28 protein-coding genes and 1 riboswitch are annotated in these 26,722 nt (G+C 44.1%); all 28 genes read right to left on the minus strand.

Features of this window, described 5'->3' with window-relative positions; genetic code table 11:
• Window positions 1–349: 349 nt before the first annotated feature.
• The 28 genes from BN3456_RS16460 to BN3456_RS07120 all read right to left on the minus strand — a co-directional run bounded on the left by BN3456_RS16460 (window position 350) and on the right by BN3456_RS07120 (window position 26,720).
• Window positions 350–478 carry a hypothetical protein gene (locus tag BN3456_RS16460; protein ID WP_255601781.1) on the minus strand — a complete coding sequence of 43 codons (129 nt, stop codon included), beginning with the start codon at window positions 476–478 and terminating at the stop codon, window positions 350–352.
• Window positions 479–714: 236 nt separating this feature from the next.
• Window positions 715–894, minus strand: a complete 180-nt coding sequence (locus tag BN3456_RS06990) for a hypothetical protein (protein ID WP_002594660.1) — start codon at window positions 892–894, stop codon at window positions 715–717.
• Window positions 891–2,276: a zinc-ribbon domain-containing protein gene (locus BN3456_RS06995; protein WP_089983489.1), complete on the minus strand. Its 1,386-nt coding sequence runs from the start codon at window positions 2,274–2,276 to the stop codon at window positions 891–893. The genes BN3456_RS06990 and BN3456_RS06995 overlap by 4 nt, the downstream gene beginning before the upstream one ends.
• A gap of 174 nt (window positions 2,277–2,450) precedes the next feature.
• On the minus strand, window positions 2,451–3,185 hold the full coding sequence (locus tag BN3456_RS07000) for a MerR family transcriptional regulator (RefSeq protein WP_089983427.1): 735 nt from the start codon (window positions 3,183–3,185) through the stop codon (window positions 2,451–2,453).
• A gap of 295 nt (window positions 3,186–3,480) precedes the next feature.
• Window positions 3,481–5,451 (minus strand): lysine--tRNA ligase, encoded by a 1,971-nt coding sequence (gene lysS, locus BN3456_RS07005; protein ID WP_089983428.1) that lies wholly within the window; start codon window positions 5,449–5,451, stop codon window positions 3,481–3,483.
• A gap of 74 nt (window positions 5,452–5,525) precedes the next feature.
• Complete coding sequence (gene greA, locus BN3456_RS07010) at window positions 5,526–6,011, minus strand: transcription elongation factor GreA (RefSeq protein WP_089983429.1); 486 nt, start codon at window positions 6,009–6,011, stop codon at window positions 5,526–5,528.
• Window positions 6,012–6,166: 155 nt separating this feature from the next.
• Entirely contained in the window at window positions 6,167–7,126 is a 960-nt protein-coding gene (dusB, locus tag BN3456_RS07015) for a tRNA dihydrouridine synthase DusB (protein ID WP_089983430.1), read from the minus strand.
• Between the two features lie 10 nt (window positions 7,127–7,136).
• A complete protein-coding gene (locus tag BN3456_RS07020) occupies window positions 7,137–7,910 on the minus strand; it encodes a type III pantothenate kinase (RefSeq protein ID WP_089983431.1) in 774 nt (257 codons plus the stop codon).
• Entirely contained in the window at window positions 7,894–8,235 is a 342-nt protein-coding gene (locus BN3456_RS07025) for a DUF6145 family protein (RefSeq protein ID WP_089983432.1), read from the minus strand. The genes BN3456_RS07020 and BN3456_RS07025 overlap by 17 nt, the downstream gene beginning before the upstream one ends.
• Window positions 8,236–8,303: 68 nt before the next feature.
• Complete coding sequence (locus BN3456_RS07030; protein WP_089983433.1) at window positions 8,304–9,287, minus strand: biotin--[acetyl-CoA-carboxylase] ligase; 984 nt, start codon at window positions 9,285–9,287, stop codon at window positions 8,304–8,306.
• Window positions 9,288–9,371: 84 nt separating this feature from the next.
• Window positions 9,372–10,364, minus strand: a complete 993-nt coding sequence (gene argF / locus BN3456_RS07035; RefSeq protein ID WP_089983490.1) for an ornithine carbamoyltransferase — start codon at window positions 10,362–10,364, stop codon at window positions 9,372–9,374.
• Window position 10,365: 1 nt separating this feature from the next.
• Window positions 10,366–11,184 (minus strand): TrmH family RNA methyltransferase, encoded by an 819-nt coding sequence (locus tag BN3456_RS07040; RefSeq protein WP_089983434.1) that lies wholly within the window; start codon window positions 11,182–11,184, stop codon window positions 10,366–10,368.
• 3 nt (window positions 11,185–11,187) lie between these two features.
• A complete protein-coding gene (locus tag BN3456_RS07045) occupies window positions 11,188–11,880 on the minus strand; it encodes a response regulator transcription factor (RefSeq protein ID WP_089983435.1) in 693 nt (230 codons plus the stop codon).
• Window positions 11,873–12,928, minus strand: coding sequence for a sensor histidine kinase (locus BN3456_RS07050; RefSeq protein ID WP_089983491.1), 1,056 nt, complete (start codon window positions 12,926–12,928; stop codon window positions 11,873–11,875). Before BN3456_RS07050 ends, BN3456_RS07045 begins: the two co-directional genes overlap by 8 nt.
• Before the next feature lie 209 nt (window positions 12,929–13,137).
• The gene (metK, locus tag BN3456_RS07055) at window positions 13,138–14,325 is read right to left on the minus strand and encodes a methionine adenosyltransferase (RefSeq protein WP_089983436.1); all 1,188 of its coding nucleotides are present in this window, start codon (window positions 14,323–14,325) and stop codon (window positions 13,138–13,140) included.
• Between the two features lie 140 nt (window positions 14,326–14,465).
• Window positions 14,466–14,563, minus strand: a riboswitch (SAM riboswitch).
• 145 nt (window positions 14,564–14,708) lie between these two features.
• Window positions 14,709–16,001 carry a UDP-N-acetylglucosamine 1-carboxyvinyltransferase gene (locus tag BN3456_RS07060; protein WP_089983437.1) on the minus strand — a complete coding sequence of 431 codons (1,293 nt, stop codon included), beginning with the start codon at window positions 15,999–16,001 and terminating at the stop codon, window positions 14,709–14,711.
• Window positions 16,002–16,132: 131 nt separating this feature from the next.
• Window positions 16,133–16,672, minus strand: a complete 540-nt coding sequence (locus tag BN3456_RS07065) for a shikimate kinase (protein WP_089983438.1) — start codon at window positions 16,670–16,672, stop codon at window positions 16,133–16,135.
• An 83-nt stretch (window positions 16,673–16,755) separates the two neighbouring features.
• The gene (locus BN3456_RS07070) at window positions 16,756–17,304 is read right to left on the minus strand and encodes a hypothetical protein (protein ID WP_089983439.1); all 549 of its coding nucleotides are present in this window, start codon (window positions 17,302–17,304) and stop codon (window positions 16,756–16,758) included.
• Window positions 17,305–17,451: 147 nt separating this feature from the next.
• Window positions 17,452–18,111 (minus strand): V-type ATP synthase subunit D, encoded by a 660-nt coding sequence (locus BN3456_RS07075; protein ID WP_089983440.1) that lies wholly within the window; start codon window positions 18,109–18,111, stop codon window positions 17,452–17,454.
• A gap of 30 nt (window positions 18,112–18,141) precedes the next feature.
• Window positions 18,142–19,515 (minus strand): V-type ATP synthase subunit B, encoded by a 1,374-nt coding sequence (locus BN3456_RS07080; protein ID WP_089983441.1) that lies wholly within the window; start codon window positions 19,513–19,515, stop codon window positions 18,142–18,144.
• On the minus strand, window positions 19,516–21,282 hold the full coding sequence (locus BN3456_RS07085; protein ID WP_089983442.1) for a V-type ATP synthase subunit A: 1,767 nt from the start codon (window positions 21,280–21,282) through the stop codon (window positions 19,516–19,518).
• A gap of 20 nt (window positions 21,283–21,302) precedes the next feature.
• The gene (locus BN3456_RS07090) at window positions 21,303–21,623 is read right to left on the minus strand and encodes a V-type ATP synthase subunit F (protein WP_089983443.1); all 321 of its coding nucleotides are present in this window, start codon (window positions 21,621–21,623) and stop codon (window positions 21,303–21,305) included.
• Window positions 21,616–22,587 carry a V0D/AC39 family V-type ATPase subunit gene (locus BN3456_RS07095; protein WP_089983444.1) on the minus strand — a complete coding sequence of 324 codons (972 nt, stop codon included), beginning with the start codon at window positions 22,585–22,587 and terminating at the stop codon, window positions 21,616–21,618. The genes BN3456_RS07090 and BN3456_RS07095 overlap by 8 nt, the downstream gene beginning before the upstream one ends.
• Window positions 22,584–23,174 carry a V-type ATP synthase subunit E gene (locus BN3456_RS07100; RefSeq protein ID WP_089983445.1) on the minus strand — a complete coding sequence of 197 codons (591 nt, stop codon included), beginning with the start codon at window positions 23,172–23,174 and terminating at the stop codon, window positions 22,584–22,586. The genes BN3456_RS07095 and BN3456_RS07100 overlap by 4 nt, the downstream gene beginning before the upstream one ends.
• A 63-nt stretch (window positions 23,175–23,237) precedes the next feature.
• A complete protein-coding gene (locus tag BN3456_RS07105) occupies window positions 23,238–23,714 on the minus strand; it encodes a V-type ATP synthase subunit K (RefSeq protein ID WP_089983446.1) in 477 nt (158 codons plus the stop codon).
• Window positions 23,714–25,729, minus strand: coding sequence for a V-type ATP synthase subunit I (locus BN3456_RS07110; RefSeq protein ID WP_089983447.1), 2,016 nt, complete (start codon window positions 25,727–25,729; stop codon window positions 23,714–23,716). The genes BN3456_RS07105 and BN3456_RS07110 overlap by 1 nt, the downstream gene beginning before the upstream one ends.
• A 24-nt stretch (window positions 25,730–25,753) precedes the next feature.
• The gene (locus BN3456_RS07115; protein ID WP_089983448.1) at window positions 25,754–26,062 is read right to left on the minus strand and encodes an ATPase; all 309 of its coding nucleotides are present in this window, start codon (window positions 26,060–26,062) and stop codon (window positions 25,754–25,756) included.
• A 160-nt stretch (window positions 26,063–26,222) separates the two neighbouring features.
• Window positions 26,223–26,720, minus strand: a complete 498-nt coding sequence (locus BN3456_RS07120; RefSeq protein ID WP_089983449.1) for a tRNA (cytidine(34)-2'-O)-methyltransferase — start codon at window positions 26,718–26,720, stop codon at window positions 26,223–26,225.
• Window positions 26,721–26,722 lie beyond the last annotated feature (2 nt).

A 26,722-nucleotide genomic window follows, 5' to 3' on the forward strand; every position in this document is an offset into this window, starting at 1 on the left:
TGGTATAATCGCCAGAGGATTCACAGTGCACTTGGATATAAAACACCTCAGCAAATGGAGGATGAAGCTATTCAGGTTGCATAAAAAAAGTTCAACTTTTTGTGTCCAATGTATTGACATAGGTCCATTCCGACTCCGCCTTTCTGGTTACATACGGAAATCGTTTTGCAGTTTGACACTTCTTTTTGCCCTCCTTTCTGAAAATTCATAGCCACCGCATTATGGCTATGTACCTGACCGACTCATTTCCTAATCGGTCATAGCAATATTTGTTCTCAACACCCCTTGCCAAGCAAAATGCTTATGGGAAGTCACTAAGGAACAGACTGCTTATCTGTATCATAGGATTCTAACCTCTGCCGGGTACTCCGCCAGCTCCGTAGAGAAGTATCATTATCATTCTGACTGTCATCGCCATATCAGGAGCAACCTGATACTCATAACCGGAGTTCTCGCTATTCTGAAATACAGAAATCACGGCGTACCTGCTAAAGTGGCTATCATCAGAAATAAAGTCTTAGTGAATGACTTATTCAATTTTCAAGCGAAAAGGCTTCCGTTTTTGCTATCCGGAATGAACCCCTTCACTCATTTGGACAAAGGGGTATGAAATGCACACCCAAAATCTCCGCTTTTCCAAAAATTTTTTAAAAAAATTTTTTTGGAATAAAAAAGCCGCCTGCTCCGGTTATGAAACAGACGGCAAAACACGTTCTAAATGTATTCAATTTTCAATTTCTTTTTCTTTGCTTCAAGCACTTTACATAGAACATCATCTACTGCATCGGTGTATCGTCCCTGAGCTGCTAAATTGTTCTTCAGTTCGATGAGCGATTGTATCACTCGGCTTCGTTCTTCTTCATTTAAGTATAGATGATAGGTTTTCTCTCTCATTGGCTGTCCCTCCATCTTTCAAATGTATTTTTGATTATCTCCACATCTTCCTCTGTATCAGAAGAAATAAATATATGTACGCTCTGAAAAGCTTTCTTTAAGCTATTGGCATAATCCAGTTCTGTGCCTTTCATCGGCAACTTAATCAGCCTTATTCCTCTTTGCTTGCACATATATGCTTTCATTATTTCTATATTCTCATCGGTACTTCCTGACTCAATAGCCAACTTTTCTGAAGGTATGTATGTTTCAAGCGGAACTCCAAGCAATCGGTCAGAACCAAGTTCTGCTTTCAAGCCTTTCTTATTAGAATAATAGCTGACAGCCAAAGCAGGAAATAATGACAAATACTCCTGTTCACAAATTCGGCAGCCTTTATTCAATATCGTTCTTTCATTTATTTTCATACTCCACGAATGACCGTGCCTGCATTTCCACCACGCTCTCTTTGCTGAAGTTCGTGATACTTGTGTCGGTTTCAATTTATTCTGTTCATAATCCCATTCGCTGAGAAGCTGACTGTCTGTTGTCGCCAAATCATTATATCCGGCAAGGACTTCTCTCTCTGCACAAACGGGGCATACCGTACCTTTCACACGAGCATTGATAACTGATTTCCACTCGTTACCGCATTTTCTGCACTTCCACCAGACATTTTTCCTCGACTTTGCATTTACTTCATCAGGCTTCAATGGCAAGTTCTTCTCCGACCACTCCGAAGCAATTTCAGGGTGTGTTGTCTGCAAATCGTTAAACCCTTGCAGGAATATGTACCCACTGCAATACGGGCATTTACTGCCACCGGAACGTGTAGAAATAAGGGTGTTCCACTCCCTGCCACAATCCTTACATTTCCACCAAGCCTTACGATTGGCAAAGACCGTAACCTGAGTTGGAAGTATCGGATAATTTCTGTCCGACCACTCGGCAGCTATATCCGGCAGAAGCGTTGCAAGGTCATTAAATCCTGCCAACACTTTATTGTGGGAGCAATACGGGCAACCTGTTTTATTTATTGTCCTGCTCTTAACGGCAGCTTCCCACTCGTGTCCTTTCTCACATCTCCATATCACTTTCTTATGAGAACCAATAGAAACCTCTGTCGGTTTTATCTTATTCTTTCTCGACCACTGCTTTACCAGTAGCGGCTCTAATGTCGCCAAATCGTTAATTCCTGCAATTACTCTTACACCAGAGCATATCGGGCATTTCTCTCCATTGGAACGAGCCTTAACGCTTGTCTTCCATTCGTGACCACAAGCACCTTTCCACCATACTTTTTTATTTGAACCGAAAGTAATGTCATCAGGCGTAAGCGTTAAATTCTTTTCCGACCATTCCATAATAAGCTCAGGGTGTACTTCTGCTAAACTGTTATTCATAGCCAAACCTCAACCTCCTTGTGCTTAGAGTATATGAAGTTTTAGCTTTATCTTGTAGTTTGCGAATATCCGTATAAATAGAAAAAGCCCTTTGAGAAAAGGATTTTCTCCTCTCTCAAAGGGCAAGTTCAAAACTGGATTTATCGTGTACATTACATAAATAAAAATTCAATTTTACTCTGCATTATCACAATATATCTCTATTGCATCTGCTACAAATATTGCTGTACCTTCTCCACCATATGCATCAATATTTGTTGTAAAATCTCCACCTCCTGAATACATTTTTCCTAATCCACGCAAAATCTTATTTGTACAAGTATATAAGTTTTGGGTAATATAATCCTGTAATCTTCTTACAAGATTCTGTGCATCATCAGATGCTGGATTCATATTCTTCATCTCTCCGGCTTCTTTAAAAAAAAGCATAAATCTATCTGCTAAGATTTTCTCATCTTCTTCAGTTCGATTCTTTTGCTTTTCTTCCATCTCCTTATATTCTGGTGTATTACCGTATAATTCCTTTGCCTGTCTGCTATATTCATCTAATTTACTTCTATCAAAAGCCTTAAAATCCATGTGTTTCACTCCTAACAATTTTATTCCAAGAGCAAAGTTCATTAAGTTCTCAATATGTTCCTTTTTAAGCCTAAGCAGCTCTATTTGTTGTTCTAAAGCTTTGCTTCTGTCAAAATCAGGACTATTAACAATCATCTTAATGTCTTTAAGAGGAAACTCCAATTCTCGAAACAGCAGAATATGTTGAAGGCGTTCCAAATCTGCATCGTCATACAATCTGTAACCCGCATCGGTGTATCCCGTCGGATGTAAAAGACCAATCTTGTCATAATATTGTAGAGTGCGTATACTCACTCCGGCAAGCTTACTCACCTCATTTACTGTCATCATCATCATTTCCTCCTCTCTCGATAAATATACTTTAAACCATTACGCAACGTAGGAGTCAACAGTTTTTTCAAAAAATATTTTATACAAATTCCCGATTTGTATTTCTGTTTGTTTTAAAAATGGGCAATCCCGATTGGAATTGCCCACTCACTGCACTAATTATGCGATTTTTTCTTGCTTGCACCGATTTATGCATCAATTGATGTAAGTTTGATGTAAATCGCTGTTTTTTCAGTTTTTTATCAAATGAAGTACGTCCCGTTTATTTTGTAAAACGGTACATCTTTACATCATCTTAATAGAGCTTTGCACCTGCTGGAATGTGGTCATCAACCATCAGAAGATTCAGCCCTTCGTGACCGTCTTCCTCGTGTACTGCTGAAATCAGCATACCCTCGGAATCAATTCCCATCATCTTTCTTGGTGGCAGGTTCACGATAGCAATTGCTGTCTTACCAACCAGTTCTTCCGGCTCGTAATAGTCGTGAATACCGCTTAAAATCACACGGTCTTTGCGTTCTCCGTCATCTAATGTAAACTTCAGAAGCTTCTTTGACTTCGGTACTGCTTCACAAGCTAAAATCTTAACTGCTCTGAAATCAGACTTACTGAATGTATCGAAATCTACCATTTCTTCAAAGATTGGCTCAATCTTCACATTAGAGAAATCAATCTTTTCAGACTCAGTTTTTACATTTTTTTCAGGTGCTTCAGAAGCTGTATTATTTACATCATTTTTCTTATTTACACCATCTAAGGACTTCATTGTCGGGAACAGCAATACATCTCTGATCGCCGCCGAGTCTGTCAGCAGCATGCACATTCTATCTATTCCGAATCCAATTCCCCCGGTAGGCGGCATTGCAATTTCCAGTGCATTCAGGAAATCTTCATCTGTTGTATTGGCCTCTTCATCTCCCTGTGCCAGCAATGCTTCCTGTGCCTTGAATCTTTCTCTCTGATCAATCGGATCGTTCAGCTCTGAGTAGGCATTTGCCATCTCCCAGCCGTTCATAAAGAATTCAAAACGTTCTACATGCTCTGGATTCTCGGGTTTCTTTTTTGTCAGCGGTGATATCTCTATAGGATGATCCATGACAAAGGTAGGCTGAATCAGATGTTCCTCAACATACTCTTCAAAGAGCATACTCAAGATATCTCCCTTCTGATGCCTATCCTCAAATTCGATACCTTTTTCCTTTGCCAGAGCTTTTGCTTCCTCTGTAGTCTTAATTTCATTAAAATCAATTCCTGCGTACTTTTTCAGAGCGTCTACCATTGTGATTCTTTCAAAGGGCTTACCCAAATCCATTGCGACTCCGTTGTACTCAATGGTTGTGGTTCCCAGCACTTCCTGTGCCACATAGCGGTACAGGTTCTCTGTCAGATCCATCATGCCATGATAATCTGTATATGCCTGGTACAGCTCCATCAATGTGAATTCCGGATTGTGTCTTGTGTCCAGACCCTCATTGCGGAATACCCGGCCGATTTCGTACACGCGCTCCATACCTCCCACAATCAGTCTCTTCAGATATAACTCCAGAGAAATACGGAGTTTAAAGTCTTCGTCCAAAGCATTAAAGTGTGTCTCAAATGGTCTTGCAGCAGCACCGCCTGCATTGTTCACCAGCATGGGAGTCTCTACTTCCATGAAGCCTTCGCCGTCCAAGTATCTTCTGATAGCGCTTAAAATTCTGGAGCGTTTGATAAATGTATCTTTTACTTCGGGATTCATGATTAAGTCCACATATCTCTGGCGGTAACGGATATCTGTGTTTGTAAGACCGTGGAATTTCTCAGGCAGAATCTGAAGGCTCTTGGAAAGCAGTGTGACAGATGCCGCATGGACAGATATCTCACCTGTCTTTGTCTTAAATACTTCACCTGTGATTCCTACTATATCACCCACATCCATTTTCTTAAATGCTTTGTAGGCCTCTTCTCCGATGCTGTCTCTGGCCACATAGGACTGGATGTTTCCTGCCAGATCCTGTACGTTGCAAAAGGATGCCTTCCCCATGACACGCTTAGACATCATGCGGCCCGCAACGGATACTTCTTTCCCCTCCAGTTCCTCAAAATTATCCTTCAATTCCTGGCTGTGGTGGGTCTGATTATATTTTGTAATAACAAATGGATCCTTTCCATTTGCCTGTAAATCTGCCAGCTTTTCACGGCGGACCTTTCTCAACTGGTTCAGGTCAGGCTCCTGTGCATTTTTCTGCTGCTGGTTTTTCTGATTATTTTTCTGCTGTTCGGACAATATTTTCTCCTCCCTTTATATGCGAATTCAGACCCCTGGTAAATAAGGGGTCTGGACGATGCTTTAATTTTCTGTTACATGGAACGGCTGATTTCAAGTACTTTATACTGAATCTGACCGGCTTGTGTTTCTACGTCTACCAGCTCTCCGGCCTTCTTGCCGAGCAAAGCCTGCCCTACCGGTGATTCATTGGAAATCTTGCCTTCTAAGCTATTTGCCTCTGTGGAGCCAACAATTTTGAATTCCATTTCCTCATCATACGTTACATCAAATACTTTGACTTTACATCCTACGTTAATTTTGTCAAAATCTACTTCATCTTCAACTACTACTTCTGCATTCTTAAGGATGCCTTCCAATTCTTCGATGCGAGCCTCAATATCGCGCTGCTCATCTTTCGCTGCATCATATTCTGCATTCTCAGACAGGTCCCCCTGTTCTCTTGCTTCCTTAATCTTTGCAGCGACTTCCTTACGTTTGACGACCTTCAGATTCTCCAGTTCGTCTTCCAGCGCCTTGAGGCCTGCATAAGTAAGTAATCTTTTCTTTGCTTCTGCCATTGTTATTTGCTCCCTTTCTTTTCTGTTTCTTCTCCGTATTTTAATCTCTTTATACTAGCACAGCAGGCTGCTCCTTTTTGATGACAGTATGCCTCAGCCTTAATACACGTCCTGTTTAAATTTATATTTCACAATTTCAATATTATAACCAATACCTATAGTGATGTCAAGATATTTTCAAGGCCTTCATAAGTCTCTGCCTTATTTATTTCATCTCTCAGTCTTGCAGCACCATGAAGGCCCTTCACATACCATGCCACATGCTTTCTCATCTCACGGATCCCTAAATACTCTCCCTTATATTGAAGCTGGAGTCTTGCATGCCGCAGCATAGTATTCTTGATTTCATCTTTCGTTGGTCTGGGGGCCAGCTTTCCTGTTTGCTCATACATTGTCAGTTCAGAAAAAATCCATGGATTCCCCTGAGCGCCCCGGGCTATCATGATTCCGTTACAGCCGGTTTGTTCTTTCATGGCAATTGCCTTTTCGCATGATGTTACATCACCATTACCGATGACGGGAATGGATACTGCTTCTTTTACCTGACGGATAATGTCCCAGTCCGCTTTGCCGGAATAATACTGTTCTCTCGTTCTCCCATGAACCGCCACAGCTGCGGCACCGGCACTTTCAATGATTTTAGCTATCTCCACTGCATTGACATGCCCGTCATCAAAACCTTTTCTGATTTTTACAGTCACCGGATTTTCAATAGCCTTTACAACAGCACTTACAAGCTCATACACCAGCTTCGGATTCTTCATAAGTGCCGAACCTTCGCCATTTTTCACCACTTTAGGAACCGGGCATCCCATGTTGATATCCAGAAATGTAAAGGGGCGTTCTTCTATTCTTTTAGCCATTTCGCTCATGATCTCCGGATCGGAGCCAAAAAGCTGCAGGGATACGGGAAGCTCTTCTGGGTGAATTGTCAGAAGGCTCTCTGTATTTTTATTGTGATACATAATAGCCTTGGCACTTACCATTTCCATACATACAACCCCGGCACCCTGCTCCTTGCAGAGAAAGCGAAATGGCAGGTCTGTTACTCCTGCCATGGGACCCAGTATATAAGAGTTTTTAAGTTCAATATTCCCAATTCTCAGATGTTTCATGTCTATTATCTCACCGTTTTTTATTTTTATTATAAATCAGACGGAGTCCGTTCAAAGTTAAATCTGATTTATAAATATCGATACTGTCCGTCTCCCGGGCAATGATTTTCCCTAGGCCTCCCGTGGCCACTACAGTCAGATTTTCGTATCCGGATTCTTCTTTTATCTTGTTGACAATATACTCTGTCTGCCCAATAGCACCGTACACAAGCCCGGCCTGCATACTGGATATTGTCTCTTTTGCCAGTATGGACTTAGGTCTCTTAATTTCAATTGCCGGGAGCATAGCAGCTCCGCCCCAGAGAGAACGTGCAGCAGTTTCAATACCCGGAGCGGTGATGCCCGCTTCAAAGGTTCCTCCCGGGCCGATCAAATCATATGTGGTTGCGGTTCCGAAATCTACTACAACGACAGGCCCTCCATAAAGTTCATATCCTGCCACTGCATCCACAATACGGTCCGGGCCGATTTCCTTGGGATTCTCAGTCACAATCCGGATACCTGTTTTCGTACCCGCAGATACCACCAGAGGACTCACACTTAAGTATTTAATAATCCCGTTTACCAACGAATGCATGATATCCGGCACTACAGAAGCTATAATAACCGCATCCACATCACGGGCATGTATATCCCGATGCTGCAGGATGTCGCAGATTGAAAACCCATACTCATCTGAAGTTCTCGGCTGTTTCGTAGTCATACGAAAAGTTCCTGTCAGTTTGTCGTTATTGAACACTCCCAGCGTTATGTTTGTATTCCCAACATCAATCGTCAGTAACATCTACGTCCTCCCCTAAATAAAATACCCTGTAGAACATTTCCAGGGCCTCAAACAATTCTGCCTTTGTCTGTTGAAGTTCCTTTATCTTCAGGACACTTCCAATCTCATCAAATGTAAAATCATCTTCCTGATGTTCCACGCGCAGCTCCAGATTTCCTGCATCATCATATATTACTAGCAGTACACCGCCCACGTCCTCTGTAAACAATACACACATAATCTGCAGCTCCTGCCTGATGTTCTCCGGCAGCATCTCAAACGCAGGATTCAAGTAAAACTTCCGCTCATAATGACTGGCGGCACAAAGTACAACTTCCTCTTCCATCTATAATCCTTTCTAAAAAGGGGTCTGACCCTTTTGCGTTTCGTTTTCTGAATATTCTGAATACTTGGCTACACGTAACCGCATATCCCTCGGACGGAAACTTCGCCGCTAGAGACTGTTTCCACTGCACCATCACTTTTACGCACCATCAGCTCTCCCTTTTCGTTGATGCCCAGTGCATATCCACCATACTCCTCCCGGGTGCCTATTATCCGTACCTCTTTTTCCCGAGTTATCAGTAAATTATTATATTTTTCCTGTAACTGTCCCAAATCTTTGTTTTCCATAAATATCTGATAATTTTTTTCAAATTTCTTCATTATAATGGCTATTATTTCGCTTCGCCTCATAAACCGTCCGGTCTCCAGGCGAAGTGAGGTTGCCTTTTCAGCTACCTCCGCCGGCAGCTGCTTCATATTTACATTAATGCCTGTTCCTATAACAATGTAATTGATGAAATCCACTTCTGTGCTCATTTCTGTCAGAATACCGGCCAGCTTTTTTCCCTCGAGGATGATATCATTGGGCCATTTTATCTGAATATCCAGACTTGTGTATTCCCGCAGACCTTCGGCAGTGCTTAGCCCCATTACCAAGGTGAGCATAGGTGCCTTTACCGGTGGTATATCCTCCGGTCTGAGGAGTATGGACATATATATGTTGCTGCCGATCGGCGATTTCCATGCCCTGCCGCGTCTGCCGCGTCCTGCACTCTGCTCTTCAGCAACAACTATCGTTCCATGTAAAGCCCCCTCCTCCCCCAGCTGCTTCGCACGAGTATTGGTAGAGTCTATCTCATCAAAATAATATATCTTTTTGCCCGCCCATTGTGCATCCATTGTACTGCTAAGCTCTTCTCCTGTCAGGATATCCGGGCTGTCCACTATATGATAACCACGGTTTCGAACAGCTTCGACCTGATATCCCTCTTCTTTCAGCTGATTGACAGCTTTCCATACAGCTGTCCTGGATACTCCCAGCACCTCACACAACTGCTGACCGGATACAAAGCCGCCACTCTCACGCAGCATTCTTAATATTTGCGCTTTCAATTCTTCACCTCTAGTCCGAAAAAGCGTTCGAAGGAAACTACCCAAAGGGGACTGACCCTTTTGGGAGCCGTTTTCTGAATATTCTTAAAATTCACCCAGTGTCGCGGCCATCACTGCCTTAATCGTATGCATCCGGTTCTCTGCTTCATCAAATACTTTTGACTGCTCGGACTCGAAAACTTCGTCTGTCACTTCCATGTCCGTGATTCCGAATCTTTCTCCCATTTCTTTACCGATTTTTGTTTTTAAATCGTGGAATGCCGGCAGACAGTGCAGGAAAATTGCTTCTTTACCTGCATTGGCCATGATTTCTTTTGTCACTTTATAGGGAGAAAGCTCTTTGATTCGTTTTTCCCACACTTCATCTGGTTCACCCATAGATACCCAGACATCGGTATAAATAACATCTGCATCTTTTGTTCCGGCTTTTACATCTTCTGTCAATGTAATAGTTGCACCGGATTCTTCTGCATATTCTTTGCAGATTTCTACCAGTTCTTTATCCGGAAAATATTTCTCCGTTGTGCACGCCACGAAATGCATTCCCATTTTTGCACATGCTATCATCAGGGAATTACCCATATTAAATCTGGCATCCCCCATATACACCAGCTTGATGTCCTTTACTCTTCCAAACTTTTCCCGGATTGTAAGCATATCTGCCATAACCTGTGTGGGGTGGTACTCATTCGTAAGTCCGTTCCACACGGGAACCCCGGCATTCTTAGCCAGGTCTTCTACTATCCCCTGACCGAAACCGCGGTATTCAATACCGTCATACATTCTGCCCAATACCCTGGCAGTGTCCTCAATGCTTTCCTTCTTTCCAATCTGTGAACCGCTCGGATCCAGATATGTGGTCCCCATCCCCAAATCATGCGCCGCCACTTCAAATGCGCAGCGTGTTCTGGTGCTAGTCTTCTCAAAGATAAGGGCAACATTTTTGCCTTTATAATGATCTACAGGTATCCCCGTTTTTTTCTTTTCTTTCAGCTCGGCAGCTAAATCAAGAAGGTAAGTGATTTCCTCCGGAGTGTAGTCTTTCAGTGTCAAAAAATTTCTTCCTTTTAAGTTCATGTTATTTCCCCTTCCTGCATTCATTATCATGTAATTTACTGCTTCTTTGTCTTCTCTGCCTGCTCGCTTCAAACATCAAAATTCCTGCCGCCATAGCTGCATTCAGCGACTCTGCCTGTCCTGCCATAGGGATACATACCCAGGCATCGGCACACCTGGCAATTTCAGGGTTCAGACCATTACCCTCATTTCCTATTAAAAATGCCGTCCCACGACGGTAGTCTTCCTCATCATAAAAACGTTTGCCTTCCAGATGGGCAGCATAAATCCGAACGCCTTTCTCTTGCAGTATGCGGATTCCCTTCTGAAGGTCATCCATATACAAAAATGGCATCCTATAGATTGCCCCCATAGTGGAACGAATCGTCTTAGGATTATATATGTCCACACAGTCCCTGCCCATCAATATTCCGCTTACCCCGGCGGCCTCCGCAGTTCGGAAAATGGTTCCCAGATTTCCCGGATCCTGCAGATTATCCAGAATCAGTATGTGCGGATTTTGCTTTCCCAGCATGTCCTCCAGTCTATAATTCAACTGCCGTATAACCGCTAATATACCCTGAGGGCTTTTCGTGTCAGAAACGTAGGCAAATACCGGATCTGCCAGTATTTCCGGCTGTTTTTGCATTTTCTGCAATTCTTCTTTGTGCCTGTTATAATAAGTCTCCGACACATACAGCTTAAGCAAAACATCCCGGGGCGTCTCACCGACCATACGGCTGCCTTCTGCTATAAAGACCCTCTCCTGATTCCTTGCCTTGCTCTTTTTTCGAAACTGCAGCAGTTCCTTGATCTTCTGATTGCTTGTGCTTGTAATCATATCTTACACCTTAAATCTGTATCCGACTCCCCAGATTGTCTCAATATACTGTGGATGAGAAGTATCATATTCTACCTTCTCCCGGATTTTCTTAATGTGAACAGTCACCGTTGCAATATCCCCGATAGATTCCATATCCCAAATTTCCCGGAACAGTTCTTCCTTTGTATATACATGATTTGGGTGTCCCGCAAGGAATGTCAGCAGATCAAATTCCTTTGTGGTAAATGATCTTTCCTCTTCATTTACCCACACACGTCTTGCTGTCTTATCTATTTTCAGCCCTCTGATCTCTATAATTTCATTTTCTTCCATATTACTACCAATCAGGCGCTCATACCTCGCCAAATGTGCCTTGACTCGGGCTACAAGCTCACTGGGGCTGAAGGGCTTCGTCATATAGTCATCTGCGCCCAATCCCAGTCCTCTGATTTTATCAATATCATCCTTTTTGGCAGATACCATAATAATCGGTGTATTCTTCTGCCCACGCACCTGACGGCATATTTCAAATCCATCTACTCCCGGAAGCATCAGATCCAGAATAATTAAATCATAATCCTCCTCCATAGCCTTTTTTAGACCAAGTTCTCCGTCATTTGCCACTGAGACAACAAAATCGCTCAGCTCCAGATAATCCTTCTCAAGATCAGCGATGCTCTCCTCATCCTCGACAATCAAGATTTTCTTACTCATCTAATGGTACCTCCTGATATTTTCTGACTACTAAATACATTGTTGTTCCAACCCCTTCTTCACTTGCGGCCCAAATCTTGCCGCCATGCTCTTCCACAATTTTCTTGACAATAGAAAGTCCAATCCCGCTTCCCCCTTTCGAGGAATTTCGGGAGGCATCTGTCCGGTAAAATCTATCAAAAATATTTGGCAGATCCTTTGCGGAGATACCTTTTCCATTATCTCCGAGTTCTACCTGAATAAAATCACCTACATCTTTTAATTTCATTGTAACCTTGCCCTTAGGTTTGTCCATATATTTCAAGGAATTTGTGACAATATTATTAATAACACGCCTGAGCTGTTCCGGATCTACAATGACTTTTGAATCCGTTTCCACATAATTGCGGTATGTGAATTCTACCCCCTTTGCTTCCAGCTCCAAAGATAAATCTTCCGCACAATCTGCAAAATACTGCTTTGCGGATATGGTCGTAAAATTGTAGGGAATACGGTTTGTATCAATTTTAGAATACAGCGTCAGTTCATTAATAAGCAGGTCCATCTCATTAGCCTTATTGTATATTGTTTTGATATATCTGTCCATCTTTTCCGGTGTATCCGCAACACCGTCCATGATTCCTTCTACATAGCCCTTAATGGCAGTAATCGGCGTCTTAAGATCATGAGAGATGTTGCTTATTAGTTCCTTGTTTTCTTTATCATATGCAACTTTCTCCTCTGCATTTGCCTTTAACCGCAGACGCATTTCCTCAAAATCCTGACAGAGCTGTCCAATCTCGTCATCCGTCTCACCTTTTATCTCAAAATCAAGGTTTCCTTCCTTAATATTCCTTGCAGCTCTCTGCAGCTTAGCCAGAGGCACAGACACCGTTCTGTAAATCCAGTAAATCAAAATTGCTGCTGTCATGAAAACAACCAGCAGATAAAGCTGCTGAAACTCTCCGCCCCTAATCCCGCTAAGTGCGTACACTGCTGCTGTAGTAAAAATAGTCGGCAATACCATCACCGTCATAAAAGCAATCACCAGCTTTGTCTTAAGTTTCATAGCATACTCCTTTCGAAAAGGGGGACAGTCCCTTTTGCAGCCCGTTTTCTGAATATTCTGAAAACAGGCAGACACCAACGGTGCCTGCCCTACATTTGCATTAACGCACCTGCCTACTTATATCATATAAGGGTCAATAGGTATTTTGTCCCTTGATACGTAGGGATTGTTACGCACTACGTGCTCCCACAATCCTCGCTTCATTTATATTACAGGTATTTTTTTAATGCGTCAACTTTATCTAACTTTTCCCATGGTAAATTTAAATCATTACGTCCGAAATGGCCGTACGCTGCCGTCTGCTTATAAATAGGACGCCGCAGATCCAGCATCTTTATAATGCCTGCCGGGCGCAGATCGAAGTTTTCACGGATGACCTCCACCAGCTTATCTTCGGAAATCTTTCCTGTCCCAAAGGTATCAACCATAACGGAGGTGGGCTGCGCTACCCCGATAGCATAGGAAAGCTGAATCTCGCACTTTTTGGCCAGACCTGCTGCCACAATATTTTTTGCCGCGTAGCGGGCAGCGTATGCCGCTGAACGGTCTACTTTCGTGCAGTCTTTTCCAGAAAATGCACCGCCGCCGTGGCGTGCCATCCCGCCGTATGTGTCTACAATGATCTTACGTCCTGTAAGTCCACTGTCTCCATGGGGGCCTCCAATCACAAAACGTCCGGTGGGATTGACGAAGAACTTTGTATTATTATCTATCATCTCCGCCGGTATAATTTCGTCAAACACATATTTCCTGATATCTTTGTGAATCTGTTCCTGTGATGTATTTGGGTCATGCTGGGTGGAAAGTACAACTGCATCCAGCTTCTTGGGCTCTCCATTCTCATCATACTCTACCGTTACCTGCGTCTTTCCGTCTGGACGAAGATAAGGAAGTGTGCCATCCTTTCTCACCTTTGTGAGCTGTCTTGCCAGTTTGTGGGCCAGTGATGCAGGATAGGGCATGTATTCCTCCGTCTCATCAGTGGCATATCCGAACATCATCCCCTGATCGCCTGCTCCTATCGCTTCGATCTCATCGTCCTGCATCTTATCTTCCTTGGCTTCCAGCGCTTTATCCACCCCAAGAGCAATATCCGGAGACTGCTCATCAATTGCTGTAATTACACCACATGTATCTGCATCAAAGCCGTATTTACCTCTGGTATAGCCAATCTCGCGCACTGTGTCGCGGACAATTTTCTGAATATCCACATATGCGTTGGTTGTAATCTCGCCCATGACCATCACAAGACCAGTTGTTGTGCATGTCTCACAAGCCACACGGCTCATTGGGTCTTCTGCCATCAGTGCATCCAGAATCGCATCTGATATCTGGTCGCACATCTTATCCGGATGTCCTTCTGTTACTGATTCTGATGTGAATAGTTGTCTTTCCATACTGTCTCTCCTTTAAATGTAAGGATTGCATTTTCAGCAATCCAAATCAGCTCTTTCTCCCCGGAACTGTTTTCCCCCATTTCTTCAGAAAGAAGAAAACAGCCCCTTAAAGTGGACTGTTTATATACTATAAATCAATCCTCTTATTGTTCGATTACTCGCTCAGGTTGGCACCTTCCTGTGCAGGGGTTGCCGCGGTTTCACAGGTCCTTTGTACCTCCACCGCTCTGAATAAGAGAAAGCTTGCTTATTAAATTGTTATCGATTCACATATTACTTTACACCGTATTGCACCAATAGTCAAGAGCCGATAAATGTGGATACCCACAATTACCGGCTCTAAAACTTACAGGGGGGCACTGCTTCTCTTTCCCAAATCTGCTTTACCCGACCTTCAGCTTAAATTTCTGTATTTCTTTCTCACTGGACACCTTCTCAATCATTCCTCCTAAGGTGCGCAGTTTTTCTTCAAATCTTTCATATCCTCTCTGGATATAGACAATATCGTCAATGATAGTAATTCCGTCTGTCGCTAGTCCTGCAAGGCAAAGTGCTGCACCTGCACGTAAATCAGGGGCACTCACTCTCGCACCCGACAACTTTTCCACTCCCTCTATAGTCGCAGAATTTCCTTCAACTTTAATCACTGCGCCCATTCTGGCCAGTTCGTCTAAATATTTAAATCGATTCTCAAAAATGCTTTCTGTAATCGTACTTGTTCCCTCAGCCAATGCAAGAGTTACTCCGATCTGTGGCTGCATGTCAGTGGGGTATCCCGGGTATGGAAGCGTCTTCACCTGTGTGGAATGCAGTCTTCCCTTTGCCACTACACGCACTGCGTCATCAAATTCTTCCACCTCGCAGCCAATATCAACCAGCTTGGATATTGTTGCTTCCAAATGCTTCGGTATAACATTAAGTACCGTCACATCTCCTCTCGTAGCTGCAGCCCCGAACATAAAAGTTCCCGCCTCAATCTGATCAGGGATAATAGAATACTCTGTCTTATGCAGTGACTTCACTCCACGGATTTTTATTACATCTGTTCCTGCACCTTTAATATTGGCACCCATGCTGTTCAAAAAGTTCGCTACATCAACCACATGCGGCTCCTTTGCCACATTCTCCATAATAGTGAGTCCGTCTGCCATGGCGGCGGCCATCATCACATTGATGGTAGCTCCCACGGTCACTACATCAAAATAGAGATGCGTTCCTCTAAGGGCTTCTGCTTCTGCTACAATCTTTCCATGCTCAATGTCCACATCTGCTCCGAGAGAACGGAACCCCTTTAAGTGCTGATCAATCGGCCGGCTGCCGATATTGCACCCGCCCGGTAGAGCCACCTCTGCTTTTCTATACTTGCCAAGGAGAGCTCCAAGTAAATAATAGGATGCTCTGATCTTTTTTATATAGTCATATTCAATACTGAAATCACCTACTGTGCTTCCGTTAATCTTTACCGTATGTCTGCCAATTCTCTGCACAACAGCTCCAATTCCGGCAATAGCTTCCAACATCACGTTGATATCATTTACATCCGGAAGATTATCAACCAGGACAGTTTCATCCGTCATAATGGCTGCCGCTAGAATAGCTAATGCCGCATTCTTTGCCCCGCCTATCTCAACTTCCCCTACAAGCGGACTGCCGCCCTTAATAATATATTGCTCCATTTCGCACCTCAATTATCATTCTGATATATGCTTATGTTTCTTGAAATTTAATTTTATCGTATTGTTTCAAGTCCGGTTTTTAATATACTAGGGTATTATATCACAAAACTGGCATTTGTAAAATCATTTTTTTATATCACCCGGCCATCCGCCTGTTTACTGGCATTTTCTATATTTCTCACCGCCGATAAAACATTTTCGATTGTCTCTTCAATCTGACATCCATCTTCACACACGGTTATATCTGCATACTTTTCAAAAAGCTTTATTCTTTCATTATATAAGTCCTTGAACGACTGTCCCTCTCTGAGAAGTACCCCTCGTTTTTTTGGATTTCGTATTCTTTTTTTTATTACTTGATAAGAAGCCTTTAGATATACAATCGTTCCAATTTCCTTAAAATGGTTCATTGCCTCGTCGCAGTAGACAACACTTCCGCCAGGGGAAATTACTGCATTTTCCACGTCTGCATCCCGGTTAACCTGATTTTCAATTTCCAGAAACCCTTCTTCTCCCTCATCTGCGATGATCTCACACAGAAGCCGTTTTTCCTGTTCTTGAATCAGCAAATCTGTATCAATAAAGCGCAAACCTAACTGCTTTGCGACAACAACACCCACCGTACTTTTGCCGACCCCCGGCATGCCTATAAAAACAAGATTATTCTTCATATGTATATCTGCCCTTCTATATATATCTTTCTAGGCTCGAAACGGCCTCTCAAAGTAAATGTATTATATCATATTTTTTCTGTTTAGTAAAATCTGCGCCCACAGCGGCGGTTATCGCATCTGCGTCTATATAATTCCTGATAAAGAAGTACTTCAATCAAGTCCCTCATCCAATTGGGGTTCCCCTGTGGCGGACGGTTTCCGTGCGGCGGGCGGTTCCCATGTGGCGGGCGGTTCCCATGTGGAGGGCGGTTCCCATGTGGCGGGCGGTTCCCCTGTGGTGGACGCCCCGGTGCATATGCTTCTTGTATCGACGTTTCTGTTTCCTGTGCGGCTGCACTGTCATTAAGCTCTTCCGGCATCAATAGACCCCAAAATTCTTTATCATTCTGAACCTTATCATATACCCGGCTGCCCATCATACGAAGCTGCAGTTTATCCGGATATTCATCGTACATCATACTGCAGTCACACTCCATCCTGTCACATTCATCCTCCACATATGGCAGGAGTTTTTTCGCTACGTCGGGATAAAGGCTCTTCATATACTCAAAGTCTCGGCGATCAATTTTTTCGTCATCATAGGCAAGGGGCATCGGGTACACCATGTAAAACGGTAGTTTTGGATTCATAACTCACACTTCCATTTCAAGACATTATATGATTACTATATGCGGCTGAAGCTGAAGCGTTAACCTGCTGATAGTCATAAAGCGGCCTACTGATATATTTCAGCAAGCCGCCATGTATTAAACCATAAAAATCAACGAGACAATATACTAAGCCCGTTCTTTATAATGGTGTTCTTCTTCTAGCATCATATCCTTCACTTTCATCAGACGAACCTGAGTACTTCTCTCATTTTCATCTAATTTCATGGTAATGTATTTAATATTTTCCTCAGTCTCAGGAATGATAACATGTTCCAGCGCATTTACACGCCTTCTTGTCTTCTCTATTTCTGCCGCCATAAGCTGGCACGCTTTCTCGCATTCCGCGAGCCGTATCATATCCGGCAGTATATCTGCCAGGGATTTAACTGCTCCATCCAAATCACTGGAAGTGAATGCAAAGCCATAGGAATAAATATCATTTTCATCCCCTGTCCTTGTTTCACACTCAAAAGTAGGTACATTCACACTCATGACATTCCTCTCGCCGGGAATCAGACTGATTTCCTGCTTGGGCGCCATAAGAGCCGTGTTGAGTGTCTCCTCGGACATCCCGGCTTTGGCAATAACAAAATTCTTATTGGCTGAGAGGATTCCTTCCTCTACTCTCAAACGCACTTCCATATTTTCCCGCACCAGATCTAAATACTGGCGCATTAGCTCGTCGCGTTTGTCCTTTAGCAGCTTATGGCCTCGGACAGCTGTAATACGCTTCTTTTTTAGCCGGGTCAGCTCCATACGGGTTGGATTTACCTGTGTTGATGCCAAATGTAATCACCTCGCTTTTCCAACTTAGCCTCACTCTTTACCATAATACTGATCCAGGAATTTATCGTCGATACGTTTCAGTTCTGTTCTCGGCAGCATAGAAAGTAATTTCCATCCGATATCCAATGTTTCTTCGATGCTCCGGTCTGTGTTATATCCCTGAGATACATATTCGGTCTCAAACGCATCTGCGAACTTTGCATACATCAAGTCAATTTCCGTCAATGCAGCTTCCCCAAGAATCACCATAAGTTCCTTGGCGTCTTTTCCACGTGCGTATGCCGCAAACAGCTGATTCATTGTATTAGAATGGTCCTCCCTGGTCTTTCCCGAACCGATACCTTTGTCTTTAAGACGGGACAGTGATGGAAGTACATCGATCGGAGGAGTAACACCCTTGCGGTACAAATCACGGCTGAGAATAATCTGCCCCTCTGTGATGTATCCTGTCAAGTCAGGAATCGGATGGGTTTTATCATCCTCAGGCATACTCAGAATCGGTATCATGGTGATACTTCCCTTTTTACCATTCTGACGGCCGGCTCTCTCATACAGTGAAGCAAGGTCCGTGTACATGTATCCCGGATATCCGCGGCGCCCGGGAACTTCCTTGCGGGCTGCTGAGACCTCACGCAGCGCATCTGCGTAGTTTGTTATGTCCGTCAGAATAACCAGAACATGCATATCTTTTTCAAAGGCCAGATATTCTGCTGCTGTCAGTGCCATACGAGGTGTCGCGATACGCTCGATGGCCGGGTCATTTGCCAGGTTTACAAAAAGAACGGTTCTGTCAATAGCTCCTGTTTCTTTGAAACTTTCAATAAAAAAGTTAGATTCCTCAAATGTAATACCCATCGCTGCAAATACAACGGCAAAGTTCTCATCTTTCCCCAATACCTTTGCCTGTCTGGCAATCTGCGCTGCCAGCTGTGCATGTGGCAGACCGGATGCGGAGAAAATAGGCAGCTTCTGACCGCGGACCAGTGTATTCAGACCGTCAATGGCGGAGATACCAGTCTGGATAAATTCTTCAGGATAACTTCTGGCCGCAGGGTTCATAGGAAGCCCATTGGTGTCCATGCGGGCATCCGGCAAAATCTCCGGTCCATCGTCTATAGGACGCCCCAGGCCGTCAAATACACGTCCCAGCATATCTTCGGAAACACCAAGTTCCATGGTCCGTCCCAGAAAACGTACTTTACTGTTAGACAAGTTAACTCCCGTCGCACTTTCAAATAACTGTACCAGGGCATCGCTGCCGTTGATCTCCAGCACTTTGCAGCGACGAATTTCACCGTCTGCAAGCTCTATTTCTCCCAGCTCATCGTAGGCCACATTTTCAACACCGCGCACCAGCATCAAAGGGCCGGCTACTTCCTGTATGGTTCTATATTCTTTTGGCATTTAAAAGCCCTCCTTTCCTAATGCTTTGGTAATATCTGTCTGTAATGCTTTTTCTACTTTTGCATATTCTGCATCTACATGATCTTCCAGCGTATATTTAAAACGGCCGATTTGTTCGCGTACCGGCAGATCTATCAGTTCCTGCAGGGGTGCACCTTTCTCAAGGGCTGCCACAGCCTGTTCGTAATATGCCAGAACCAGATTCATCATCATGTGCTGCTTTTTCAGCGAAGTGTAAGTGTCAATCTCATGGAAAGAGTTCTGATGCAGGAAATCCTCGCGGATAGAGCGTGATGCCTCCATTTTTAGTCTGTCTCCCGGTGAAAGAGCATCCATACCGACCATCTTTACAATTTCTTCCAGTTCTGCCTCTTCCTGCAGAAGATTCATCATCTTCTGGCGGTCTTCCATCCAGTCGGAGGCAACTTCTGCATTAAACCATTTTTCCATATCATCCAAATATAGAGAATAACTGGTCAGCCAGTTGATTGCCGGAAAATGTCTCTTATAAGCAAGGGCAGAGTCCAGCCCCCAGAATACCTTCACAATACGCAGGGTAGCCTGTGAAACCGGCTCGGAAATATCACCGCCCGGAGGCGATACAGCACCGATAACCGACAGCGCCCCTTCTCGCCCTTCTTTACCAAGTGAAATGACCTGCCCTGCACGTTCATAGAACTGAGCCAGTCGGCTACCCAGATACGCAGGGTAACCTTCCTCACCTGGCATTTCCTCCAATCGCCCGGACATCTCCCGGAGTGCCTCTGCCCAGCGTGATGTAGAATCTGCCATTAACGCAACAGAATATCCCATGTCACGGAAGTATTCTGCAATTGTAATGCCTGTATAAATAGATGCCTCACGGGCTGCCACAGGCATATCCGACGTGTTTGCGATTAGTACGGTCCTCTGCATCAGAGACTGTCCTGTCTTGGGATCCTTCAGCTCCGGAAACTCATTGAGAACATCTGTCATTTCATTTCCACGCTCACCGCAGCCTATATAGACCACGATATCTGCTTCTGCCCACTTCGCAAGCTGATGCTGTATGACAGTTTTACCGCTTCCAAAGGGCCCGGGAACTGCTGCCACTCCGCCTCTTGCGATTGGGAAAAATGTGTCAATTACCCTTTGCCCGGTCACAAGGGGTTTTTTAGGAGAAAGCTTTTTCTGATATGGACGCCCCTTACGCACCGGCCATCTCTGCATCAATGTGAGGTTCTGATCACCCTGGTCAGTCTCCAACACCGCAACAGTCTCCTCTATAGTGAATTCGCCTGCTTTTATTTCTTTTATTTTTCCTTTTGTACCGTAAGGTACCATGATTTTTTGCTGTACAACCGGGGTCTCCTGTACAGTACCTATTACATCTCCCGCCTCTACTTCATCTCCGGCAGAAGCTGTAGGAACAAAGTCCCATTTTTTGTCTCTTTTCAAAGACGCAACTTCCACTCCACGTTTCAGGTTATTACCCGAAATCTTCATAATTTCATCCAGCGGTCTCTGAATCCCATCATAGATGCTGGAAATAAGTCCCGGTCCCAATTCCACAGACATGGGAACTTCCATGGATTCCACCGGTTCTCCCGGCCCCAGTCCTGAAGTCTCCTCGTATACCTGTATGGAAGCCTCATCCCCATGTATCTCTATAATTTCGCCAATCAGACGCTGGCTGCTCACACGAACCACATCAAACATGTTCGCATCGCGCATTCCCTCCGCAATAACCAGAGGGCCTGCCACCTTCTTTACTATCCCTGTACTCATTATGATGCATTAACCTCCGTTTATTTTTCTGAAAATAATATATCTGATCCAACTGCCTGCTCCACAGTCTTCTTTACGCCTTCCAAACCTGCACCTGTGTTACCAGACACTCCTGGTATCTGGATAATTGCGGGCAGTATGCGCTCTTTATAATGCTCAATTACATCTGTCAGCTCTGCTGCCAATGCCTCTGTAATATAAATGATTCCGCATTTTTCCTCCGCAAGCTGCCAAAGCTTCTGCTTTGCCTCCTCCAGCGTCCGGACAGGGCAGACAGTAAGGCCAAGCGTAGCAAATCCATAAATACTGTCATAATCGCCGACTACTGCTATTTTATACATACATCTCCCTTATCCTTTCCCTGATCGAGTCCTCTGAGAAGCCATTCTGCTTTGCTGTCAGAATAATGCGAACAGTCTTTATTTCATTTTCTCTGGCAATCACATAGGCTACCAGCGGACCCACAGAAAATGGATTATATTTCTGGGGCCTGATTGTTTCAATCATGCGGTTGTCGCACCACCGTTCAAATGCAGACGGTGATTCCTCCAATGCCGCCGCGCCCCCTGCATAGGTTGTCCCCTGGAGGTAGTCACGGATTACGTCCATACCGGATGCTGCAGCCTTAGATAATTGCTCTATGTTAATGCTTTGGCAGGGTGCCATTGCACGCTTCATGAAATCTATTGATTTTCCTGTCTTTTGAGAACGTACAGCTATCTTAATATCTGCAATTGCCAACGTAGACTCGGCATAATTTCGGATAATCTCGTCATCTGCCTTCTGTCCGGCTTCATAAATAGCCTCCAGTGCAGCCTTATCTATAATAATATCGCACAACTGTCCGTCTCCAGTGTGAAGCAGAGTATCATATGCCTCAGCTGCAGCTGTTCCCATATTCCCGGGAAGTCTATGGAATTCCTTATTCTGCACGATCCGGAGCATTTCCTGTCCGGAGATTGAACAGTCCTCATAGAAAACATTTTCAGTTACTGTTCCTGTGCATGCCTGCTTCACTGCGCTTTTGAGATTATGAAATAATTTAGGGTAACTGAGTACATCAAACACCGTCATATCCGGTGCCACCTCTTTTATCACTTCCCATGCTTTCTCTTCTTCCATTCTCAGCATTGCAGGCACATCCATAGAACCGATTCCGTCTCCCCAGCCCTTTTCCGACAGGAACTGCAGACACTGGTTCTCATCCGGGCATGCAAGCAAGCGCTCAATATCTGCATCGGAAATCAAAGAATTCTCCAGGGCACGAATACGGGCAACCGCATAAGTATACTCTAATTCATTCAAAATAAAACCTCCTGCACTCCATCGGACAATTCATCCCTCTTGGCATCAAATAAAGCTTTGATTGTACAGTTTTCTTCAATCCCTCCATAGACCAGGATAAAGCCGCCGTCAATCTTCTTTGCTTCTTTAGAAACTTCTAATGTACCCCCCCCGGAAATGGCAATTTTCTGAATCTCCGCTTCAAATCCGGCAGGCATGCGATCTAAATCTCTTTTTGAAAAAAAGATTTTTCCTGTTTCCGGAGCCACATATTTGCTCAGCATTCTACGGATCATAGCAAAATACCCCCCTGTTTCCAGGTTTATGGTTCTATCATATGCTTTTTCAAGTGCTTCCGCTATTATGCCCTGTTTCGCACGCAAAACTGCCTGTCTGTGCTGCATATCACAGGAAGATGCTATCCGCTGTGCATATTGTTCGGCATCAGTCTGAGCTTTATTGGAAATTGCCTCAGCTTGGGCTTTGGCCTCGGCTTCTGCCTGCTTTATAATTTCTTCTGCTTTTGCCCTGGCCTCCGCTATTTTCTTGTCCGCCGAGTGGTTCGCCTCATCCAGAATCTGGTTTTTCATTTTGTCCAATCCACTCATTTTATAAATTCTCCCTTTCTTGGTAAATGCAATTTTACACTTTATTCCTGTTTTCTTCGCTTATTAAATCTGAATTGCACTGACTGCCAAAAATGAAATCAGAAGTGCAAGAATTGCATATGTCTCAACCATTGCAGGGAAAAGCATTGCCTTACCGAACTGATCTGGTTTCTTAGCAACTACCCCGATTGCAGCTGCAGATGTCTTTCCCTGAGAAATTCCGGAAAGAAGCCCAACGATTCCGATAGGAAGACAAGCTGCCAATATCATGAGACCAGTCTTTACAGAAATATCGGCAGCGCCACCGCCAAGAAGCCCGATCTTAGACAGAGTAACGAATCCGATGATCAATCCGTAAAGTCCCTGTGTACCGGGGAGAAGCTGCATAATCAATACCTTTGCAAATTTACTCGGATCTTCTGCTACAACTCCCGATGCAGCCTGGCCCGCAATTCCTACGCCCTTTGCTGAACCTGTTCCCGAAAGAAATACTGCTGCTGCCGCACCTAATAGTGCATAAACCATTCCTAACTCTTTCATTACTTTGTTTCCTCCTCAATATCTGTATATTTTGTATTTTCTTTAAATGGATGAAATGCACGCCCTCCGCCGTCATAGAACTTTCCGAAAAACTCTACGAACTGCAGACGGTTTGTGTGCACATAAGCCCCCAAAAGATTAATTGCCATGTTAAATAAATGACCTATGATAAAAGCTAAAACAAATATAATTACGCCTGTTATGCTCTTTCCTCCCATACTTCCCATCTGATTAATTACAGATGCAATAACTCCGGTAGCCAGTCCTAGGGCCAGAAGTCTGGAGTAGGACAAAACGTCACTGAGCCAGCCGGAAATATTGTAAAGGTCATATGCGCCAAGAGCAATTCTAAGACCGAAGTTCTTACGCCCCCGCCCAGACATCAGCAGAATTCCCAGTGCGCCAAGAATTGCCAGCCATTTGCCAAGAGCGTTTACTGCAGCCGGAAATACAATTGTCGTCTGGGCGATGGATGCAAAAAGCTCACTTGGAATCAGCATAATCAACAATCCCACTAACAACATGTACCATAAAACCACATCGCAGAAGAAGTCCACAAACTTCTTATCCTTCAAATACATGTATCCCTTGATTCCCAGACCTACAAACAGGTGGATTACACCAAAGAGCATGCAAAATACCAGCAGCTTCATAGGCTCATCCAAGGGCGTAAACCACAGTGCCGGCACTACGATATCCCGGCCGAAAAACACTTTTGCAATAACAGTAATTGCATCTCCGAAATAGCCGCCAAACATAATTCCCCAGAATAATGTGGAAATGCCGCACCAGAAAAACAACTGCATATTTTGCTTCAAGCCTCTTCCCATTCTTGGAAACTTTAATAATAAGATTCCGCATGCGACAGAAAGAATGACTCCGTATGCTGCATCAGAGAGCATCATGCCAAAGAAGAACACATAGAAAAAGGACATAATCGTGGTCGGGTCTATCTCCCCTTTTCCGGGCAGCCCAAAGGCTTCCACGATCCCCTCCGAAGCGGCCGAGAACTTATTGTTCTTTAAAAGCACGGGAGCTTCCTCTTCTTCCTCCAACTCTTCAACATCTACAACGCAGTCATATTTGTCAGTGAGAGACTTCTGTACCTTCGCGGTTTGCGTCTGAGGTACGTAGCCGCTTACCAGAAATGTTCGTTCCGACTGGGGCAGCTGACCAAGTACTTCATACTTCTCCCTCCGGACTTGATAATAATCAGATAAAATTTTCAGACCTTCTCTGTGCACCGCCAGATCAGATACTTCCCTCTCAATCTCTGAAATTCGAGACTGAAGCTGTGAAATTTCCTTTTCCATATCGGATTTTGCATCTGCGGGCACTTGATTTACCAGATAGGACGGTCTGGCAAGCCCAATACCCCTAAGAGCCTCCGCCATCTGTTCTTCCATCTCTCTGAGGCAAACGACAATCAGGTAAGTAGTGTCCTGTTCTGTGGAGATGATATACACGTCGGCCTCAAGTTCCGGTGCCTGTTCTGCCAATTTTTCATATACCTGCTCCAGGGTAAGCATCCCAGACATGACTCCAGGGATCATTACCGTATATTTTGTACCCTCAAAGTTCAGAGGTACTCCCAGTGAAAGCCAGGGTTTCAGGCTCTCTATGCTGTTTTCAATTTTAAGGATGGCTGCCTTTTGTTCTGCGCTCTCCTTGTCCAGTGTCTGAATTCTTTTTGCCGTCTTTAGCAGAGTGTCTCTCTCTTGCACTACAGTGCCATATCTCTTTCTGTCTACAAGTTCTTTTCCCGCCAAAGACGATAACATGGATTGTTTCTCCGGAACATAGTGCTGCAGTATCTCCAATGCATGATCGGCTGATGCCGCTGCCTTATCAAAACTGCTTTTTGCCTTTGCCGTATCCATCCTGTGAAAGTCTTCATCCTCCTCCAGTATATGGTTCATTTCCATGACCCCCATACTCTGGAGTCTCTCCAGAATCGCCTTTCGGTCTCTCTTTAACGCGCAGATACTCATTCGCTGCATCTGCATTACCGCCATATTCTTGCCCTCCCTTTTCTTTTTCTACACAAGCCGTGACACTGTGAGGCTGATAGCTTCTTCCTCCCTTTTTGAAGCAGTTTCTCTCAGCAGCTTTATCTCATTCTCAATAGACGCTGCTGCAGCCTTCTGAAACTCTTCTCCATTCATGCGGGCAGTCTCCATCACGGCATCTGCTTCCTTTAGGGCTGTGTCCCTTTGCTTTGCTTTCAGCCGTTCGGCTTCTTTATATGCATCTTCCAGCATTTTCCTACACTTTTCATCTGCATCATTCACAATAGCTCCGGCATTTGCCTCTGTTTCTCGTATTGCCTGAATGGTCTCTTCCACCATACATCAGTCACCCCCTTTTTTCATACTTATATTAGCGTACCACAAATATTAGCAATAGTCTACAATTTTATTGCAAGGGCTGTTATGCACGTTGTGTATATTTTTGTTTAAAAAATAACAGAGCACTGCAAATACCCTGTTATTTTATGAACTAGCCTATTTATGCTTCCCAGTTTAACCGATGCAGATGTCCTTCCAGATTCATGCCATTAAATTGATTCTGTCTTAATGCCTCATACAGAATGATTGACACTGAATTGGCCAGGTTCAAGGATCTTATATCTCCCACCATGGGGATTCTCACACAGTTTTCCTTATTCTTCACCAATATTTCCTCCGGTATACCTGCGCTCTCTTTCCCGAACATAATGTAACAATCGGGTTCATACTTTGCCTCTGTATAAACCTTCGATGCCTTGGTGGTGGCCATGTATATCTTCCCCACGGGATTCTTTTCGAGAAAGTCCTGAAAGTCGTTGTAAGTTGTCACATTAAGGCTCGGCCAATAATCCATCCCGGCACGTTTGAGTGCCTTTTCGCTTAGTTTAAATCCCAAGGGCTCAATTAAGTGAAGACGGGTGTCTGTGGCTACACATGTGCGCCCGATATTCCCCGTGTTTGCCGGAATCTCTGGTTCATGCAGTACAATATTCAACATTC

The sequence above is a fragment of the Clostridium sp. C105KSO13 genome, assembly GCF_001517425.1.
GTDB lineage: Bacteria > Bacillota > Clostridia > Lachnospirales > Lachnospiraceae > Muricomes.

Bases quoted from the DNA above. Each gene is read 5' to 3' on its own strand.
- BN3456_RS06990 (WP_002594660.1), bottom strand. From the start codon at position 894: ATGAGAGAGAAAACCTATCATCTATACTTAAATGAAGAAGAACGAAGC.
- BN3456_RS06995 (WP_089983489.1), bottom strand. From the start codon at position 2,276: ATGAATAACAGTTTAGCAGAAGTACACCCTGAGCTTATTATGGAATGG.
- BN3456_RS07000 (WP_089983427.1), bottom strand. From the start codon at position 3,185: ATGATGACAGTAAATGAGGTGAGTAAGCTTGCCGGAGTGAGTATACGC.
- greA (WP_089983429.1), bottom strand. From the start codon at position 6,011: ATGGCAGAAGCAAAGAAAAGATTACTTACTTATGCAGGCCTCAAGGCG.
- dusB (WP_089983430.1), bottom strand. From the start codon at position 7,126: ATGAAACATCTGAGAATTGGGAATATTGAACTTAAAAACTCTTATATA.
- BN3456_RS07020 (WP_089983431.1), bottom strand. From the start codon at position 7,910: ATGTTACTGACGATTGATGTTGGGAATACAAACATAACGCTGGGAGTG.
- BN3456_RS07025 (WP_089983432.1), bottom strand. From the start codon at position 8,235: ATGGAAGAGGAAGTTGTACTTTGTGCCGCCAGTCATTATGAGCGGAAG.
- argF (WP_089983490.1), bottom strand. From the start codon at position 10,364: ATGAACTTAAAAGGAAGAAATTTTTTGACACTGAAAGACTACACTCCG.
- BN3456_RS07040 (WP_089983434.1), bottom strand. From the start codon at position 11,184: ATGATTACAAGCACAAGCAATCAGAAGATCAAGGAACTGCTGCAGTTT.
- BN3456_RS07045 (WP_089983435.1), bottom strand. From the start codon at position 11,880: ATGAGTAAGAAAATCTTGATTGTCGAGGATGAGGAGAGCATCGCTGAT.
- BN3456_RS07050 (WP_089983491.1), bottom strand. From the start codon at position 12,928: ATGAAACTTAAGACAAAGCTGGTGATTGCTTTTATGACGGTGATGGTA.
- metK (WP_089983436.1), bottom strand. From the start codon at position 14,325: ATGGAAAGACAACTATTCACATCAGAATCAGTAACAGAAGGACATCCG.
- BN3456_RS07060 (WP_089983437.1), bottom strand. From the start codon at position 16,001: ATGGAGCAATATATTATTAAGGGCGGCAGTCCGCTTGTAGGGGAAGTT.
- BN3456_RS07065 (WP_089983438.1), bottom strand. From the start codon at position 16,672: ATGAAGAATAATCTTGTTTTTATAGGCATGCCGGGGGTCGGCAAAAGT.
- BN3456_RS07070 (WP_089983439.1), bottom strand. From the start codon at position 17,304: ATGAATCCAAAACTACCGTTTTACATGGTGTACCCGATGCCCCTTGCC.
- BN3456_RS07080 (WP_089983441.1), bottom strand. From the start codon at position 19,515: ATGCCAAAAGAATATAGAACCATACAGGAAGTAGCCGGCCCTTTGATG.
- BN3456_RS07085 (WP_089983442.1), bottom strand. From the start codon at position 21,282: ATGAGTACAGGGATAGTAAAGAAGGTGGCAGGCCCTCTGGTTATTGCG.
- BN3456_RS07090 (WP_089983443.1), bottom strand. From the start codon at position 21,623: ATGTATAAAATAGCAGTAGTCGGCGATTATGACAGTATTTATGGATTT.
- BN3456_RS07100 (WP_089983445.1), bottom strand. From the start codon at position 23,174: ATGAGTGGATTGGACAAAATGAAAAACCAGATTCTGGATGAGGCGAAC.
- BN3456_RS07105 (WP_089983446.1), bottom strand. From the start codon at position 23,714: ATGAAAGAGTTAGGAATGGTTTATGCACTATTAGGTGCGGCAGCAGCA.
- BN3456_RS07110 (WP_089983447.1), bottom strand. From the start codon at position 25,729: ATGGCGGTAATGCAGATGCAGCGAATGAGTATCTGCGCGTTAAAGAGA.
- BN3456_RS07115 (WP_089983448.1), bottom strand. From the start codon at position 26,062: ATGGTGGAAGAGACCATTCAGGCAATACGAGAAACAGAGGCAAATGCC.
- BN3456_RS07120 (WP_089983449.1), bottom strand. From the start codon at position 26,720: ATGTTGAATATTGTACTGCATGAACCAGAGATTCCGGCAAACACGGGG.